This is a genomic window from Nocardia sp. NPDC004573, from assembly GCF_053602135.1.
In genome coordinates, this window is record NZ_JBSGDA010000026.1 from 20,838 (window position 1) to 36,325 (window position 15,488).

Here is a 15,488-nt window from a genome sequence, read left to right on the forward strand (position 1 = left end):
TGTGGGAATGGGTGCCACGGCGGTCCCGCCGATTGACGCGCGCAGGCACGACGCGGTGATCTTCGATATGGACGGGGTGGTCACCGATAGCGCGTCGATGCACGCCGCGGCCTGGACGGAATTGTTCGATTCGTTCTTGAACCAACGCCCCGCGGGTGCCGGACAGGACCGCTCACCGTTCACCGGGGACGACTATCTCCGCTTCGTGGACGGCAAACCGCGTTATCGGGGTGTTGCCGACTTCCTCGCCGCACGTGGAATCGCACTGCCGTGGGGGAGACCGTCCGATCCGGAGACGGCTGAGACGGTATGCGGGCTGGGCAACCGGAAGGATCACCTTTTCCTGGCGCTGGTCGCGCGCGAAGGAGTACGAGTATTCGAATCGACCGTCACACTGGTGCGGCGCCTCGGCGAGGCGGGCATCCGTACCGGTGTGTTCTCCGCCAGCCGTAACTGCGCGGAAGTGCTCACGGCAGCCGGCGTCTCCGACTTGTTCACCGTGCGAGTGGACGGCATCGATGCCGAGAAGCTGGGCCTGCCGGGGAAGCCCGATCCGGCGATGCTGCTCGAGGCAGCCAGGCGGCTGGGTGCCGAACCGGATCGGACGGTGGTCGTGGAGGACGCCGAGGCGGGGGTGGCGGCCGGCCGCAGCGGAGGTTTCGCACTGGTTGTCGGCGTCGACCGGCACGCGGGCGTCGATCGTCTGCTGGCGCATGGGGCGGACTTCGTTGTCGCCGACCTGGCGCAGGTGCGGTTGCGTGGCGGCTTCCGGCGGATGTCGGAGGTCCCCGACGCCATGGCGTGCTGGTCGCGCATCGTGGATCTGCTGGGCGGCGAGAAGCCAGCTGTCCTACTGGATTTCGATGGCACGGTGGCCGAGATCGTCGCCGATCCCGCCGCCGCCGAACCCGTCGACGGCGTGGCCGCGGCTCTGACGACGCTTGCCACGCAATGCCCGGTCGCGGTTATCAGCGGACGTGATCTGGACGACCTGCGCGACCGTGTCGGTGTCGACGGCATCTGGTATGCCGGTAGCCACGGCTTCGAACTGATGGCCCCCGAGGGTACCCGGCATGTCCACGACGCCATGCCGGGAGCGGAGCGGGCCCTCGCCGAAGCCGCGGGTGAACTACGCCGGAGATTGGCCGACATCACCGGAGCGCTGGTGGAGCACAAGCGCTTCGCGGTCGCGGTTCATCACCGCAATGTGGCGACCGAGAACGTCGGGCGGGTGATCGCCGCGGTACACGAGGCCGGACACGCGGCGGGCCTGCGTGTGACGCACGGCCGTCGCGTCACCGAACTGCGACCGGATGTGGACTGGGACAAGGGCACCGCGTTGCGGTGGATCCTCGATCGTCTCACCGTCCCGGTGTCGCCGATCTATCTCGGAGACGATCTGACCGACGAGGACGCATTCGATGCCGTCGAAGCCGACGGCATCGCCATCGTGGTGCGCGCCGCAGAGACTGGCGACCGGCACACCGCTGCCCGCTACGCGCTCGCCGGACCGCGACAGGTTCGCGCTTTCCTCGAGCGGCTGGCGGAATTGTCGCGTGCCGAAGCGGATGCCGTCGTGCCGGAGTCGTGGACGCTCACCTTCGTCGGGTACGACGCGGCCGAGGAGAAGTTGCGCGAGGCTCTGTGCACGCTCGGAAACGGCTACTTCGCCACCCGCGGGGCAGCGCCGGAAACGGTCGCGGGGGCGGTCCATTATCCGGGTACTTACGTCGCCGGGGTGTACAACCGACTCTCCGACGAGATCGCCGGGCGCGTCGTCGACAACGAGAGTCTGGTGAATCTGCCGAACTGGCTCCCGGTGACCTTTCAGATCGACGGCGGCGACTGGTTCGACCTCGACACCGCCGAATTGCTGTCCTACGAGCAGCAATTGGATCTGCGCCACGCCGAACTGGTACGCCGGTTCCGCTTCCGCGACGTTTCGGGGCGGATCACCGCGGTGTCACAACGCCGCTTCGTCGCCATGCACCGCCCGCATCTGGGGGCATTGGAGGTGACGCTCACCGCCGAGAATTGGTCGGGCACCGTGCGAATCCGCTCGGCGATCGAAGGAAGGGTGCGCAACCATTTGGTGCAGCGCTATAGCGCTCTCTCTGGCACGCACCTGATCATCGAGGACGCGGTAGCCCTTTCCGGCGATTCGGTGCTGCTCGCGGTGCGGACCAACTCATCCGCCGTACCGGTGGCGATCGCGACGCGCAGTACGCTGCGACGCGGCGGGGAACCGGTCGGCCTGCCGGGGAAAGTGATCGATCGAGGCGGATTGATCGGTCACGAGTACATCGTCGACGTCACAGCCGGAGAGCCGGTGACGGTGGAGAAGATCGTGGCGGTGTTCACCGGCCGCGACAACGCGGCCGCGGGTCCGGAGGAAGAGACTGCCCGGACGATCACCGGCGCAGGCGGTTACACGGATCTGTTCGCGGGTCATGTCGTGGCGTGGGAGCATTTGTGGGCGCGGCTGCGCATCGATCTGGACGGTGCGCGAGACGCGACGCAGACCGTGCGCCTGCACTTGTTGCATCTGGCGCAGACGCTGTCACCGAACACCACGGACCTGGATGTGGGTGTGCCCGCGCGCGGCTTGCACGGTGAGGCGTATCGCGGTCACGTGTTCTGGGACGAGCTGTTCGTCTTTCCGGTGTTGAATCCGCGTTTTCCTGGCTTGACTCGCTCCTTGTTGCGCTACCGCTATCGCCGTCTGCCCGAGGCCCGGCGGGCGGCCGCGGAAGCGGGACTGGTGGGTGCGATGTTTCCGTGGCAGTCCGGCAGCGACGGCCGCGAGGAGAGTCAGCGGCTGCACTTGAATCCGTTGTCCGGCACGTGGAATCCGGACCCGAGTCGCCGCGCCCACCACATCGGGATCGCGATCGCCTACAACGTCTGGCAGTACTACCAAGCCACCGGCGATGGTGAGTTTCTCGTCGAATGCGGCGCGGAGCTCCTGGTGGAGATCGCTCGTTTCTGGTCGAGCCTGGCCGCCTACGACACCGGGCGCGACCGCTACGTCATCCGCGGTGTGATCGGCCCCGACGAGTTCCATTCCGGCTATCCGGATGCGCCCGAAGCCGGTATCGACAACAACGCCTACACCAACGTGATGGCGGCTTGGGTGATCCTGCGCGCGATAGACGCGCTCGCCCTGCTGGCTCCGCGCGAACGGTCGGAGTTGCTGGAAAAGTTGTCGGTGCGGCCGTCGGAGGTGGAGCACTGGCCTGTCGTGGCGCGGCGGATGTACGTGCCGTTCCATGACGGAGTGATCAGCCAGTTCGAGGGATACGAGCGACTGGCCGAGCTGGATTGGGACGACTACCGGCGGCGATACGGGAACATCCAGCGGCTGGACCGGGTACTCGACGCCGAGGGCGACGACGTCAACCGCTATCGGGCTGCCAAACAAGCCGATGTGCTGATGCTTTTCTACCTGCTGTCCGCCGACGAACTTCGCGACCTGCTCGGCCATCTCGGATACGAACTGCCCGGTGAGATGATTCCGCGGACCATCGATTACTACTTGTCGCGCACGTCGCACGGCTCGACACTCAGCGCGCTGGTGCACGCGTGGGTGCTGGCGCGGGCCCACCGGGATCGCGCCGTGGAGTTCTTCGATCTGGTGCTCGGCTCCGACGTCGCCGATGTCCAGGGCGGCACCACCGCGGAGGGCATTCACCTCGCGGCGATGGCGGGCAGCGTCGATCTGCTGCAACGGTGCTTCACCGGGATGGAACTGCGCCGCGACCGGCTGGTGTTCTGCCCGTATTGGCCGAAAGCCCTCGGCGCCCTGTGTTTCCCGGTGATCTATCGTGGTCATCGGCTGACCGTGCGGGTCAGCGGTGCAGGCGTCGAGATCAGCTCCGATCCCGGCCCCTCGCCGCCGATCGAGATCACTTGCCGGGATCAGACCACACGCTTGACGCCGGGGGAGACGGTCCGGCTGATGGACTCGGTCAGATTCGCGGGATGAATCGTCACCTGAATACTGATTCGCGTCGACACACCGTCAGGTGTGTTGGATCCTTCGGTCGAGTTCGGTGTGGGCGATTCGGGCCGCCCACACCCGAGCGCGGTCCAGCTCGCCCGGTACGAGCGGGCCGGTGGTATCGGCGACGAGGAAATCCACCGGCTGATCGGCGAGCGAATAGCCCAAGCGGGATAGTCGTTTCGCGATACCGCGTGCGGCCGAGCCCGGCAGCCAGGGTGGTTTGGCGATCTTGGTGCCGAAGGCCAACGCGCGGTGGCCTGCCGATACCGGCAGCGCGGCCGCGAGCCATTCCCGTACACCGATGGCGGTCGCGACCGGAGCATCGGTGAGTTTGGCGGCGTCGCGGCGCGTCTGCGAGCGGCTGAGCCCGAACGCGTGAGTAGGGCCGCCGACCACGAGCAGGTTCACCGTCGCGCACACTTCCGCCGCCGCCACCACGTTCACGACTTCCACTTCGACATGCTCACGGAGTCCCTGGGCGATGGCTTCCGCGATCGCGGCGGTGTTCCCGAACATCGATTCGTAGACTATTCGCGCGCGCATGGCGATGTTCTCCTCTGCGCTCTACCGGGTGAGGTCTCCGACGGTAGGCTGCGGAGAGAGGCACCAACAGAGTCGAACCGACCATTAACATGGGACTTTCGCCATGGCGCTGGCCACGCGACACACGGGTGTCTTCCGAGCTCACCTCGGAGCCAGCGGCGCGGACCGGGCATCTCTCTGGGGGAGAGGGCGACCTGGAGTGGATGCGCGGGGACGGCGAACGCCTCCTCAGCGAGGCCGCCCGGGTCGCGCGCACAGCGGCGCCCGGGGAGGAGCCCGCGATCACTAAGTGGAGCTGGTGGCGCTGCACGCCTGGAGCGACACGAGCGGTCCGGACGTGCCGGTGCGAGCATGGGAAGAAGCCCGCGAATCGGCGGAGGCGGTACTGGCCGCGAGTCTCGCCGGCTGGAGCGAACGCTATCCGGATGTTCCGGTGCGGCGTATCGTCATTGCCGCTCGCCACCGTGCAGGGATCGACCAGCAATGCGCTGCTGCACTCGATCGATGTGCCGATGATCGTGGTCCGTTCGAGATGACTACGGGACCGAGCGTCGCCGAATCCAGGTCGCGTCCGTCGCCCAGCGGCACTGATCTGAGTTACCTGTGCGGGTGATTCGTCGGCGCGGCAGTGCGAAGTTCCGCGCGGACGGTCTCGACCACGTGTGGAACAGCGGCGGCGACCGGCTCCGACAAGCCGATCCCCAAATCCAGGCATGCCGCGTCCACCGCGATGACGACGATCCGGCCGGGGACGCGGTCGATCGCGCGGCCCAACGGTAGCGCATCCTGGATCCCCAGCGTGTGAGAGGACGCGACTGTGCCGGTGTGCTGGAGCAGATCGATACCGCCGCGGCGGACCCGGCCGGGAACCGACGGCTCGCAGCGCACAGCGTCGATCACCACGGCGAGGTCCATACCGGCCCAGAGATCGGCGACGCTCAGGGGTTCACCGTCCGACAGGGTTACCAGAACTCCTGGGATATCGAGTTTTTCGATCTGGAGTGCGACTACCGAACCGACTCCGTCGTCGGTGCGGTAGGCGTTGCCGACGCCGATGACCACGGCCCAGTGCTCGGTCATCGGCGCACCACATCGATGTCCAGGAAGTGCGCCGAGCAGGAGATGCACGGATCGTAGTTGCGGATCGCGCGCTCGCATACCGCTGCGAGCGCGGCGTCGTCGAGGTCGAGATTGTCCGCGACCGCGCGCCGCAGGTCGTCCTCCATGACGGCTTGGTTCTGGGACGTCGGTGGGATGATCGTGGCCGCGCGCACGATGCCGTGATCATCGATCTCGTAGCGGTGGTAGAGCAGTCCACGGGGGGCTTCGCTCACCCCGTGGCCGGTTCCGGCGCGGGGCGCTACGGGCACCGCCGCACGGGAGGGGCGTTCGTAGGCGGCGATGAGACTCAGTGCCTCCTCGATGGCGTAGATGACTTCGACCACGCGAACCAAGATGCTGCGGAACGGGTTACGGCATTCGGTGCCGAGGCCGATCTCGGTCGCGATCTGGCGGGCGCTCGGTGACAGCTGGGCGTAGTTGAGCGTGTACCGGGCCAATGGCCCGGTGAGATAGCGTTCGCCGTCGAGCATGGCGTGCAAGGCCGTGGAGTGCGGTACCTGGTGTTCGTGCACGTGCACGGGAAGTTCGGCCGCGGAGAGCTGAAGCCCGGTGCTGGTGTGCACAGTGCCGGTGTCGATGGCGTATCGGTTCGGCACGGTGGCGGCGAGAAGGGCGTGATCGAGTTCCAGCTCCGGGAAGTCGAAGGCGGCCGCCCGACGTCCGGTTCGCTCCGCGCAGTCCCGCGCGTGGCGGAGTAACTCGATCACAGGAGCGAAATCGGCGGGTTCGGGGACCGAGTAGAAGCCGCCGAGCCGGACGTTGACCGGATGGATGGCCCGGCCGCCGAGGAGTTCCAGCAGTGCGTTGCCCGCCTTCTTCGTGGCCAGGCCTTGTTCAACGAGTTCGCGGTGGTCGGTGGCGAGCGTGATCGCGTCCGGGTAGCCGAGGAAGTCCGGAGTGTGCAGTAGGTGAATGTGCAGGGCGTGGCTGGAGATCCATTCGCCGCAGTACAGAAGTCTGCGCAGGTCGGCCAGTGGGCGGTCCAGCTCCACGCCGCAAAGCTGTTCGAGTGCGTTGCAGGCACTGGTTTGGTAGGCGACCGGGCAGATCCCGCAGATGCGGGAGGTGATGTCAGGCGGCTCGGTGTAGGCGCGTCCGCGCAGAAGTGCTTCGAAGAATCGCGGCGGCTCGTAGATGTTCAACTCGGCGCTTTGCACCTTTCCGTCCGCGATGACGACGCGCAGCGCGCCTTCGCCTTCGACTCGAGCCAGCGAGCCGACCTTCAGCTGCCTACGCTCACTCATCGCCGTTCCTCTTCGCGAAGTCCGGCGCGGCTGCGGCGTAGGTGGTGAAGACACGGTCGATGTCGTCGGTGTCCATGCCGTTGACGCGCAGTATGGGGAGCAGCGCGTGGATATTGGGTTTCGCCATCGGACCGAAACAACCGAAACACCCGCGGTGATAGGCCGGGCACAGGGCGCCGCATCCCGCCTGCGTGACCGGGCCGAGGCAGGGAATTCCCTCGGCGACCATCACACAGGTGGTGCCGCGGCGTTTGCACTCGGTGCAAACGCTGGTGTTCGGGATGTCGGGTGCGCGGCCGGCAAGGAACGCGCACAGGGTGTCGAGAAGCTGGCGCCGGTCGATCGGGCAGCCGCGGAGCTCGAAGTCCACCGGTACGTGCGCCGAGATCGGGGTGGAGGTGCCCAGGGTGGCGATGTACTCGGGGCTGGCGTACACCACTGACGTGAACTCGCTGACGTCGGCGAAATTGCGTAGCGCCTGGATCCCGCCATGCGTGGCGCACGCCCCGATCGCCACCAGGATCCTGGATTGCTCACGGATTTCCACGATCCGGCGGCGCTCTTCTTCTGTCGTGATCGATCCCTCGACGAGTGAAACGTCGTATGGGCCCGGCGCCATGGCGCTAGACGCTTCCGCGAAGTGGGTGATGCGCACCCTGCCCGCGAGCGCGAGCAGCTCGTCCTCGCAGTCGAGCAAGGTGAGTTGGCAACCGTCACAGGAAGTGAACTTCCATACCGCGAGGGTCGGTGTCTCGGTCATAGTTCCCGCACCGCCAGGAGTGGTTCGGCGGTCGCGTAGTCGACCACGGGTCCGTCCCGGCACAGCAATAGCGGGCCGAGTTGGCAGTGACCGCAGCGCGCGACACCGCACTGCATGTTGCGCTCCAAGGAGACCTGGATGGCGGCGGCGGCTATTCCCTTGCGCAGCAGAGTCTGTGCGCAGAAACGCATCATCATTTCCGGACCGCAGAGGAGGGCTGTGGTCTTGTCCGGGTCCACGGTCAGGTGGGCCAATGGCTCGGTGACGAAGCCGATGCGGCCGCGCCATTCCGGCGCGGGGCGATCGACGGTCTGCTCGAGTTCGATCGGACCGGCCGCCGACCACACTTGTTGATCGTCGCGGAACAGCATGTCCGCCGGGGTGCGGGCGCCGGTGATCAGCACGATCCGCCGGTAGTCGGAGCGGGCGGCGAGCGCGGTGAGCACGGCCGAACGCAGCGGGGCCAGTCCGACGCCGCCGCCCACGATGACGAGATCTCCTCCGATCGCGGACGCCAGGTCCCATCCGATGCCGAACGGTCCGCGGACCCCGATCCGGCCGCCGATCTCGGTGCCGTGCAACGCCGCGCTCACTGCGCCCACCGCCCGGATGGTGTGTTCGAGGGTGCCATCGTCGGCGGTTGGATTTCCGCTGATCGAGATCGCGATCTCGCCTACCCCGAAGCTGTAGAGCATCATGAACTGCCCCGCCCCGAAATGCCGCGCGGCGTCCCGTACCGGCTCCAGGCGCAGTGTCACGGTGTCCGGGGTCTGTATTACCCGCTCTATCACGCGGTAAGGCAGCATCGTGTCGCCGTACGGCACCGTGTGGGTCTGCGTGTCGACGCTCATCGGGCACCTCGTCCGGCCGTGCCGCGCGGTGCGGCGGCGGTGCACGTCTCGGTTGGGTTGCGGTAGAGGTCGAGCAGCCGCGCCCGGGTGGCCTGCAGTCGTTCCAGCAGCGCCTCGAAGAGCATCATGGCCAGCGCGCGGCCGAATCGCGGGTCCTGGTCGGCCAGTTCGGCCAATATTCGCGCGTCGAATTCGACGGCCTCGACCGGTTCGGCGGTCACCGCGCCGAAATGCCACCGATACGGTGGTACGAGCCAGGACCAGCCGAGCAGATCGCCGCCGCCGAGTGTCTGGAGGACAACAGCGCCACGCCCCGGCACCTGGGCGTCCAGTAGTATCCGGCCGTGGCCGATCAGCCAGCATCGGTCGGCCTGCCCGCCTTCGGTGATCACCCGATGGTCGGCGGGGAAGGCCACGTCACGCCCGGCGCGGGCCAGCGTGCGCAGCTCTTTCTCGCTCAGTGCCGCCAACTGCCCGAACCCGGACAGTTCCTCACCGGTCGGCATGGTCGGTTTCCTCGGCGAGTTCGGCCAGCCGGGCGACCTCGGCGGTCAGGTCGATCTCGGCGGGGCACCAGGCGATGCATCGGCCGCAGCCGACGCATCCGGAGCTGTCGAACTGGTCGTGCCAGGTGCTGAGTTTGTGGGTGATCCACTGCCGGTAGCGGCTCTCGCCGGATTGCCGCACGCTGCCGCCGTGCAGGTAGGAGAAGTCCAGCTCGAAACACGACGACCAGTGCTCCCAGCGCTCGGCATGGTCGCCGGTGAGATCGGTGACGTCTTCGGTAGTGGTGCAGAAACAGGTGGGACACACCATGGTGCAGTTCCCGCAAGTGAAGCAGCGGCTCGCGACATCCTGCCAGTGCGGGGACTCCCGCGAGTCGCGCAGCAGAGCGCGGATGTCGACCTCGGGCATTGTCCGGCCCATCCGGTCGGCCGCCGCGGACACCTCCGCACGGGCGTCGGTGACCTCCGTGGCGTCGGCACTGTGTGCGGTGATCTCGGCGAGGATATCGGCTCCGTCCGCACTGCCCACGTCGACGAGGAACCGGTGGCCCTCGGCATCGATTCGCTCGGTGAGTGCCAGGTCGTACCCGGCCGAGACCCCCGGGCCGGTGCCCATCGACGCGCAGAAACACACCCCACCGGGTTCTGTGCAGTTCACCGCGACGACGAAAAGGTCTTTCCGGCGGTCGGTGAACGAAGTATCGGAGTAGGCTCCACCGCCGAGCACGCGCCCGAGGATCGCGATCGAGGTGAGGTCGCACCCGCGGACGCCCAGGAACGCGGATCGGACCGGAGCGTCCGCCACGGGTTCCGGCTCGAGGTCCGGCCCGAACTGGGCTATCCTGCGACGCGGCGGATGCAAGAACTGTTTCCAGGAGCCGGGTCCGGCCGAATGGGCGAAGACCGCCGCGTCGTCGCGGCGACGCAGCCGATACCGTCCGGGCGCGGTTTCCACACCCCACCCGGCAGGGAGTCGCCCGCCGCAGTCCAGTTCGTCCAGGACGATCGCGCCATCGCGCACCTGCGGCCCGATGACGCGGTATCCCCGCTCGCGCAGCACGTCCACCAGCCGATCCAGACCGGCACGATCGATCACCATGGGGTCGTCAGGCATTGTCGAGACCTCTGTTCGGTCGGATAGAGCCGTCCGTTTTCGAGTCTCGTGAGCTGGACGGTGCACCGCGAGGGACGAAGGTCCCGAATCGCGATGGCCGACGGCATCGGACCCGGCGTCGCCGCGCCCGGCTGGGTGCTGCACGACCAGAGGTTCGGGAGGCTGTCTCGGCTCTCGGTCCCGGAAACAGTTCGGTGAGCGCGTCGACATCATCGCCGCCGGGCTGATCGCGCTCGGGATTCGAGCCGAGGACCGGGTCGCCCTCATATCGCCCACGCGATACGAACGGGTGCTCGCCGATTCACAGGGCAAGTACGTCGCGCCGTCCGCGATCGCCGCCACGTCCAAAGGCATATGCCCGTACGCAGCGGAGTTCATCGTCTACGGAGAGACGCGGCCCTATTGCGTCGCATCGGTCGGCCTCGACGCCCAGAGCATCGCCGAATGGGCCGGCAAGCACGGTCTGGCAGGCAAACCGCTCCCCGACATCGCCCGGGACGAGAGGACCCACGATGTGATCGGCGCCTACATCGATCGCCTGAACACCCAACTCGATCGCTGGGAACAGATCAAGAAATTCGACATCATCGACCACGAACTGTCCGTCGAGGCCGGCGACCTCACTCCGAGTATGAAGCTGCGCCGCAAGATCGTCGTGGAGAACCTCGCCGACAGCATCGACGCCCTCTATCGATGAAGTGCGTATCCCCGGGCGTGGTCGATGGCGTCGGGGGTGTGGGTGAAGATGTGCGCGTCCCCACCGGTGGGCAGGGCGCCGATCGCGGCCAGGCGGCGTCGGTGATCCTGGCGCAGACCGGACATCAGGACGGTGATGTGGCGGTGCTCGAGTTTGCCGATGGCGTCCTTCAGCACGAGTGCCCCGGTTGTGTCCAGGGCGGTGATTCCGGACATGCGCAGGATGACCACGCGCACATCCGAAACCTCGGCCAGTTCCAGCAGGAACCGGTGAGCGGCGGCGAAGAACAGGGGCCCTTCGATGCGGTAGGCCACGATGTGGTCGTGCAGCAGGTCGTTTTCCTCGGCCAAGTGGCCGGTGGCGTCGCCCGGATGCTCGAGAGGGATTTGCTGCAGCCGAGCTTCTTTCGCGACCGACCGCAAGGCGAGCACAGCGGCGATGCCGACGCCGACGGCGACCGCGGTCACCAGGTCCAGGGCGACGGTGACGCCGAAGGTGATCGCCATGATGATCGCGTCCCCGCGTGAGGCGCGGGCGATCGCGGCCAGCGACGCGGTCTCCACCATCCGCACGGTCGTTGCCAGGAGCACGCCCGCCAAGGCTGCCAGTGGGATCTCCGCCACCAGGGGTGCGGCGAGGTAGATGATCGCGGCCAGCACGACGGCGTGGGTCAGCGCGGCCAGGCGGGTGCGCGCGCCGGAGCGGACGTTGACCGCGGTGCGAGCGATCGCGCCGGTGGCGGGCACGCCGCCGAAAAGGGGAGCGGCGATGTTCGCCATACCTTGGCCGAGCAGTTCGCGGTCGGGGTCGTGGCGAGTGCCAACGGCCATCGCGTCGGCGGCGGTCGCCGACAACAGGGACTCGAGCGCGGCCAGTGCCGCCACTGCCAGTGCCGGCGCGATCAGCGACCCGAGTTGGTCGAGGTGTAGGAATCCGATCGTGGGCGCGGGCAATCCAGAGGGAATGGTCCCGATGGGAGTCAGGGCCAGATCGAATGCATGCGCTGCGCCGGTCGCGGCGGCCACCGCGATCAACGCGAACGGCAGTTTCGGGAAATACCGGCCACCGGCCAGGACCACCGCGGCCACCGCCAGCGTGGTAGCAGGCGTCAAGGGGTGCGGGTGCGCGATGTATTGGCCTGCCGCGTCGAACGCCGACTGCCACACCTTCTCGCCCTCGGCGTGCGCGACATGCAGCGCGGACGGAACCTGTTGCAGTGCGATGACGACCGCGATGCCCGCGGTGAAGCCTTCGATCACCGGTGCGGGCATGTAACGCACAGCCCGCCCGACCCCCGCGAAGGCCAGGACCACCAACACCAGCCCGGCCAGCAGCCCCACAGCCAGCACCCCGCTCGCGCCGTGCCGGCCGACGATGGGCACCAAGACCACCGTCATCGCGCCGGTCGGCCCGGATACCTGGAAGCGGGAGCCGCCGAACACCGCCGCGAGCGCGCCCGCGACGACAGCGGTGGCGAGTCCGGCGGCCGCGCCCAGCCCGGAGGAGATGCCGAAGCCGAGTGCCAGCGGCAGCGCCACCAAGGCCACGATCAGACCCGAAAGCAGGTCCGCTCCGGGCGCACGGAGCGCGGGTTTCCAGTCCGACCAGCGCGGAAACAGTGCGAGCGCTTTCACAGGGCTCGGGCCAGACGCAACTTCAGCGCGGCCAACTGCGCACGCAGTTGATCGGGCAGGCGGTTGCCGCCGATGGTGACGTACCACTCGTCGATCGAGGCGGTCTCGAGCACCCACTCGTCGATGTCGACGGCCAGCGCCGCGGTCGCCAGTTCCTGGGCGGCCTTCGAGAGGCCGGACAAGTCGAGGGCCTCGGCGGTGGGGACGAACCCGATCGGGGTCTCCACGGCATCGGCTGCACCGTCCAAGCGGTCGAGTGCCCACTGCAGGACACGCACGTTATCGCCGAAACCGGGCCACAGAAAACTGCCGTCGGCGCTGCGGCGGAACCAGTTGACCTGGAATATCCTCGGCAGCTTCGCGGGGTCGGCGGCGGCGCCGAGCTTCAGCCAGTGCGCGAAGTAGTCGCCCACGTGGTAGCCGAGGAACGGAAGCATCGCCATCGGATCCCGCCGCACCACACCCACAGCTCCCGCCGCGGCCGCGGTGGTCTCCGACGACAGCACCGACGCGGTGAACACGCCGTGTTCCCAGTCGAAGGTCTCGGTCACCAAGGGAATGGTCGTCTTGCGGCGGCCGCCGAAGAAGATCGCGGAGATCGGCACTCCGGCCGGATCGTCCCACTCCGCCGCTACCGTCGGGCACTGCCGGATCGGGGTGCAGTATCGGGAATTCGGATGCGCGGCAGCGCTTTCGGCATCGGGGGTCCAGTCATGGCCGTGCCAGTCGGTCAGGTGCGCAGGTGGTGTATCGGTCAAACCTTCCCACCACACGTCACCGTCATCGGTGCGGGCGGTGTTGGTGAAGATCGAATTCCCGGCATCGATCGTGGCGATCGCGTTCGGGTTGGTCCGCGCCCCGGTCCCGGGCGCGACGCCGAAGAACCCAGCCTCCGGGTTCACCGCGTACAGTCGGCCGTCGGCTCCGAAACGCATCCAGGCGATGTCGTCGCCGATCGTCTCCGCCCGCCAGCCCGGCAGGGCGGGTTCGAGCATGGCGAGGTTGGTCTTGCCGCACGACGACGGGAACGCGGCCGCGATGTAGTGGACCTTTCCCTGCGGGGAGGTGAGTTTGAGAATCAGCATGTGCTCGGCCAGCCACCCCTCATCACGCCCGAGCACCGAGGCGATGCGCAGCGCGAAACACTTCTTGCCCAGCAGCGCGTTACCGCCGTACCCGGAGCCGTAACTCCAGATCTCCCTGCGCTCCGGGAAATGTGAGATGTACTTGGTCGCATCACACGGCCACGGCACATCCACCTCACCTTCTCGCAGGGGCGCGCCGACCGAGTGCAGACACTTCACGAAGCCGGTCCCATCGGTGATCTTGTCCCACACCGGCGCACCGGATCGGGTCATGATCTGCATCGCCACCGCCACATACTCCGAATCGGTGAGCTGTACACCGTACTTCGGATCGTCGGCATCCAACGGGCCCATGCAGAACGCGATGACATACATCGTCCGTCCCGCCATGGCCCCGCGATAGTGCTCGGTCATCACCGTGCGCATGTCCAGCGGATCGACCCAGTTGTTGGTCGGGCCCGCGTCCTCGCGAAGTTCCGAGCAGATGAAGGTGCGATCCTCCACCCGCGCCACATCGTCGGGATCCGACGCGCACCAGAAGGAGTTCGGCTTCGCGGAGAGCGGCACGAAGGTGCCCTTCTCCACCAGCACTCCGGTGAGCCGGTCCCACTCCGCCCGCGAGCCGTCGCAGAACACGATGTGGTCCGGCGCGGTCGACTCCGCGACTTCGGCGATCCACGCCAGGATGCCTTCATGCTCGGTGGGGGCCTGCGCGCTCGCGGCGACGTCTAGGTGGTTGGTCAAGACGGACATCTCCTTCGCAAACAATTAGGTTATTAGTTTAGAAAAGCTGCAATCAGAGCCCATGCGCGCACCCCCTGAGGGCGATGGAGGTCAGGCGGGTTCTTCCAAGGCTTCGACTTGTCCTGCGACGACGCCGGTGAGGATGGCCCGTGCGGCGGCCAGTAGCTGGGCGACCTCGGGGGTTGTCAATTCGTAGGTCACCGAGAGCCCTTCGCGGCGCGCGGTCACCAGGCCGGCGCGCCGCAGGATCGACAACTGCTGAGACAGGTTGGCCGCCTCGATCTCGATCTCGGCCAGCATCTCTGAGACGGCGTGCTCACGCTGGCTGAGCAGTTCGAGCACCCGTACCCGCACGGGATGCCCGAGTGTTTTGAAGAAGTCGGCCTTCATCTGATAGAGCGGTCGCTGCAGTCCGGGCATCGATGACCACTCCTTCCACCCCCCGCCGGCGGCTTGGCATCCACGGCCGCACCCTGTTTGCGGAGTTTAGCAAACAGTGCAATCGCTGTATCTCGCGCGACCTGCATTCGAATGTATCCGTCGGCACGGAGCGCGGGCTGCCACGACGACAGCGGGTCCTTCTTCAACGCGACCGCGCCGAGGACGGCGGCGACCAGCCCGACGGCCAAGGCCACGAAGCCGCCGACGATCCCGCATCCGGTGCCCGGTCCGCCTTCGACGGCGGCCACGACCAGTCCGTCGAGCACCAGCCCGGACACTCCGGCAGCCAGCGCGGTGGATGACGGCCCGGACGCCGGTGACGACGCCCAGCAGCCCCACCGCGACACCGACCAGGGACCGGAAGCGGCCGGGGGTGAACCCGGAGCTGCCCGCCTGGGCAAGGAACTCCGAGGTGGCGAGCAAATGAGAAACGGACATGGCGTGCCTTCCGAGCGACCCGCAGGTTCGGCGTGCCCGTCGTAGCCGAGTTCACCTGCCCGGATCCGCGCACCGTCATGATGCGAATCGTCTCCGGTGAGGGAACCGGAAGCGTGGTAACCCACGCGACACCGGTCGGCCCCGGCCCCGACGGCCGAGCGCGCACCGCGGTGATCGAAGCCGTGATCGCGAACTCGGGACGGCCGGGTTTCCGGTCCACGGCGTGCCGTTCAGCGATCTCCGCGACCTCGGGTGCCACCACCGCGGCGACGGCGGCCATGAACGTCAACGCCGCCGCATCCGATC

Annotated in this window: 13 protein-coding genes and 2 pseudogenes; 4 read left to right on the forward strand and 11 right to left on the reverse strand. The window is 67.5% G+C overall.

Features of this window, described 5'->3' with window-relative positions; translation table 11 throughout:
- Positions 1–7 precede the first annotated feature (7 nt).
- Positions 8–3,985, forward strand: coding sequence for a trehalose-phosphatase (otsB, locus tag ACWEKR_RS29525; RefSeq protein WP_452357231.1), 3,978 nt, complete (start codon positions 8–10; stop codon positions 3,983–3,985).
- Between the two features lie 36 nt (positions 3,986–4,021).
- Here the strand turns inward: otsB and ACWEKR_RS29530 are convergent, their stop codons facing one another.
- Positions 4,022–4,546, reverse strand: coding sequence for a flavodoxin domain-containing protein (locus ACWEKR_RS29530; RefSeq protein ID WP_452357232.1), 525 nt, complete (start codon positions 4,544–4,546; stop codon positions 4,022–4,024).
- 298 nt (positions 4,547–4,844) lie between these two features.
- Here ACWEKR_RS29530 and ACWEKR_RS29535 point away from each other — a divergent pair, with 298 nt between their 5' ends.
- The gene (locus ACWEKR_RS29535; RefSeq protein ID WP_452357233.1) at positions 4,845–5,159 is read left to right on the forward strand and encodes a hypothetical protein; all 315 of its coding nucleotides are present in this window, start codon (positions 4,845–4,847) and stop codon (positions 5,157–5,159) included.
- Here the strand turns inward: ACWEKR_RS29535 and ACWEKR_RS29540 are convergent.
- The 6 genes from ACWEKR_RS29540 to ACWEKR_RS29565 are packed head-to-tail and all read right to left on the reverse strand — an operon-like array spanning position 5,144 to position 10,143.
- Positions 5,144–5,626, reverse strand: coding sequence for a hydrogenase maturation protease (locus tag ACWEKR_RS29540; RefSeq protein WP_452357234.1), 483 nt, complete (start codon positions 5,624–5,626; stop codon positions 5,144–5,146). The genes ACWEKR_RS29535 and ACWEKR_RS29540 overlap by 16 nt on opposite strands.
- A complete protein-coding gene (locus ACWEKR_RS29545; protein WP_452357235.1) occupies positions 5,623–6,912 on the reverse strand; it encodes a Ni/Fe hydrogenase subunit alpha in 1,290 nt (429 codons plus the stop codon). Before ACWEKR_RS29545 ends, ACWEKR_RS29540 begins: the two co-directional genes overlap by 4 nt.
- Positions 6,905–7,672 carry an NADH-quinone oxidoreductase subunit B family protein gene (locus ACWEKR_RS29550; protein ID WP_452357236.1) on the reverse strand — a complete coding sequence of 256 codons (768 nt, stop codon included), beginning with the start codon at positions 7,670–7,672 and terminating at the stop codon, positions 6,905–6,907. The genes ACWEKR_RS29545 and ACWEKR_RS29550 overlap by 8 nt, the downstream gene beginning before the upstream one ends.
- Positions 7,669–8,523 (reverse strand): FAD/NAD(P)-binding protein, encoded by an 855-nt coding sequence (locus ACWEKR_RS29555; protein ID WP_452357237.1) that lies wholly within the window; start codon positions 8,521–8,523, stop codon positions 7,669–7,671. Before ACWEKR_RS29555 ends, ACWEKR_RS29550 begins: the two co-directional genes overlap by 4 nt.
- Positions 8,520–9,029 carry a Crp/Fnr family transcriptional regulator gene (locus tag ACWEKR_RS29560; protein ID WP_452357238.1) on the reverse strand — a complete coding sequence of 170 codons (510 nt, stop codon included), beginning with the start codon at positions 9,027–9,029 and terminating at the stop codon, positions 8,520–8,522. Before ACWEKR_RS29560 ends, ACWEKR_RS29555 begins: the two co-directional genes overlap by 4 nt.
- On the reverse strand, positions 9,016–10,143 hold the full coding sequence (locus ACWEKR_RS29565; RefSeq protein WP_452357239.1) for a 4Fe-4S dicluster domain-containing protein: 1,128 nt from the start codon (positions 10,141–10,143) through the stop codon (positions 9,016–9,018). Before ACWEKR_RS29565 ends, ACWEKR_RS29560 begins: the two co-directional genes overlap by 14 nt.
- A 298-nt stretch (positions 10,144–10,441) precedes the next feature.
- Here ACWEKR_RS29565 and ACWEKR_RS29570 point away from each other — a divergent pair.
- A pseudogene (locus ACWEKR_RS29570) lies at positions 10,442–10,840 on the forward strand (long-chain fatty acid--CoA ligase); the annotation flags it as partial.
- Here ACWEKR_RS29570 and ACWEKR_RS29575 read toward each other — a convergent pair.
- The 4 genes from ACWEKR_RS29575 to ACWEKR_RS29590 all read right to left on the reverse strand — a co-directional run bounded on the left by ACWEKR_RS29575 (position 10,831) and on the right by ACWEKR_RS29590 (position 15,091).
- A complete protein-coding gene (locus ACWEKR_RS29575; RefSeq protein WP_452357240.1) occupies positions 10,831–12,474 on the reverse strand; it encodes a SulP family inorganic anion transporter in 1,644 nt (547 codons plus the stop codon). The pseudogene ACWEKR_RS29570 and the gene ACWEKR_RS29575 sit on opposite strands and share 10 nt — an antisense overlap.
- A complete protein-coding gene (locus tag ACWEKR_RS29580; RefSeq protein ID WP_452357241.1) occupies positions 12,471–14,303 on the reverse strand; it encodes a phosphoenolpyruvate carboxykinase (GTP) in 1,833 nt (610 codons plus the stop codon). The genes ACWEKR_RS29575 and ACWEKR_RS29580 overlap by 4 nt, the downstream gene beginning before the upstream one ends.
- Before the next feature lie 90 nt (positions 14,304–14,393).
- On the reverse strand, positions 14,394–14,723 hold the full coding sequence (locus ACWEKR_RS29585) for an ArsR/SmtB family transcription factor (protein WP_452357242.1): 330 nt from the start codon (positions 14,721–14,723) through the stop codon (positions 14,394–14,396).
- On the reverse strand, positions 14,690–15,091 hold the full coding sequence (locus tag ACWEKR_RS29590) for a DUF6223 family protein (protein WP_452357243.1): 402 nt from the start codon (positions 15,089–15,091) through the stop codon (positions 14,690–14,692). Before ACWEKR_RS29590 ends, ACWEKR_RS29585 begins: the two co-directional genes overlap by 34 nt.
- A gap of 99 nt (positions 15,092–15,190) precedes the next feature.
- Between ACWEKR_RS29590 and ACWEKR_RS29595 the strand changes: the two are divergent.
- Positions 15,191–15,397, forward strand: a pseudogene (locus ACWEKR_RS29595) (DUF5914 domain-containing protein); the annotation flags it as partial.
- Positions 15,398–15,488: the final 91 nt, after the last annotated feature.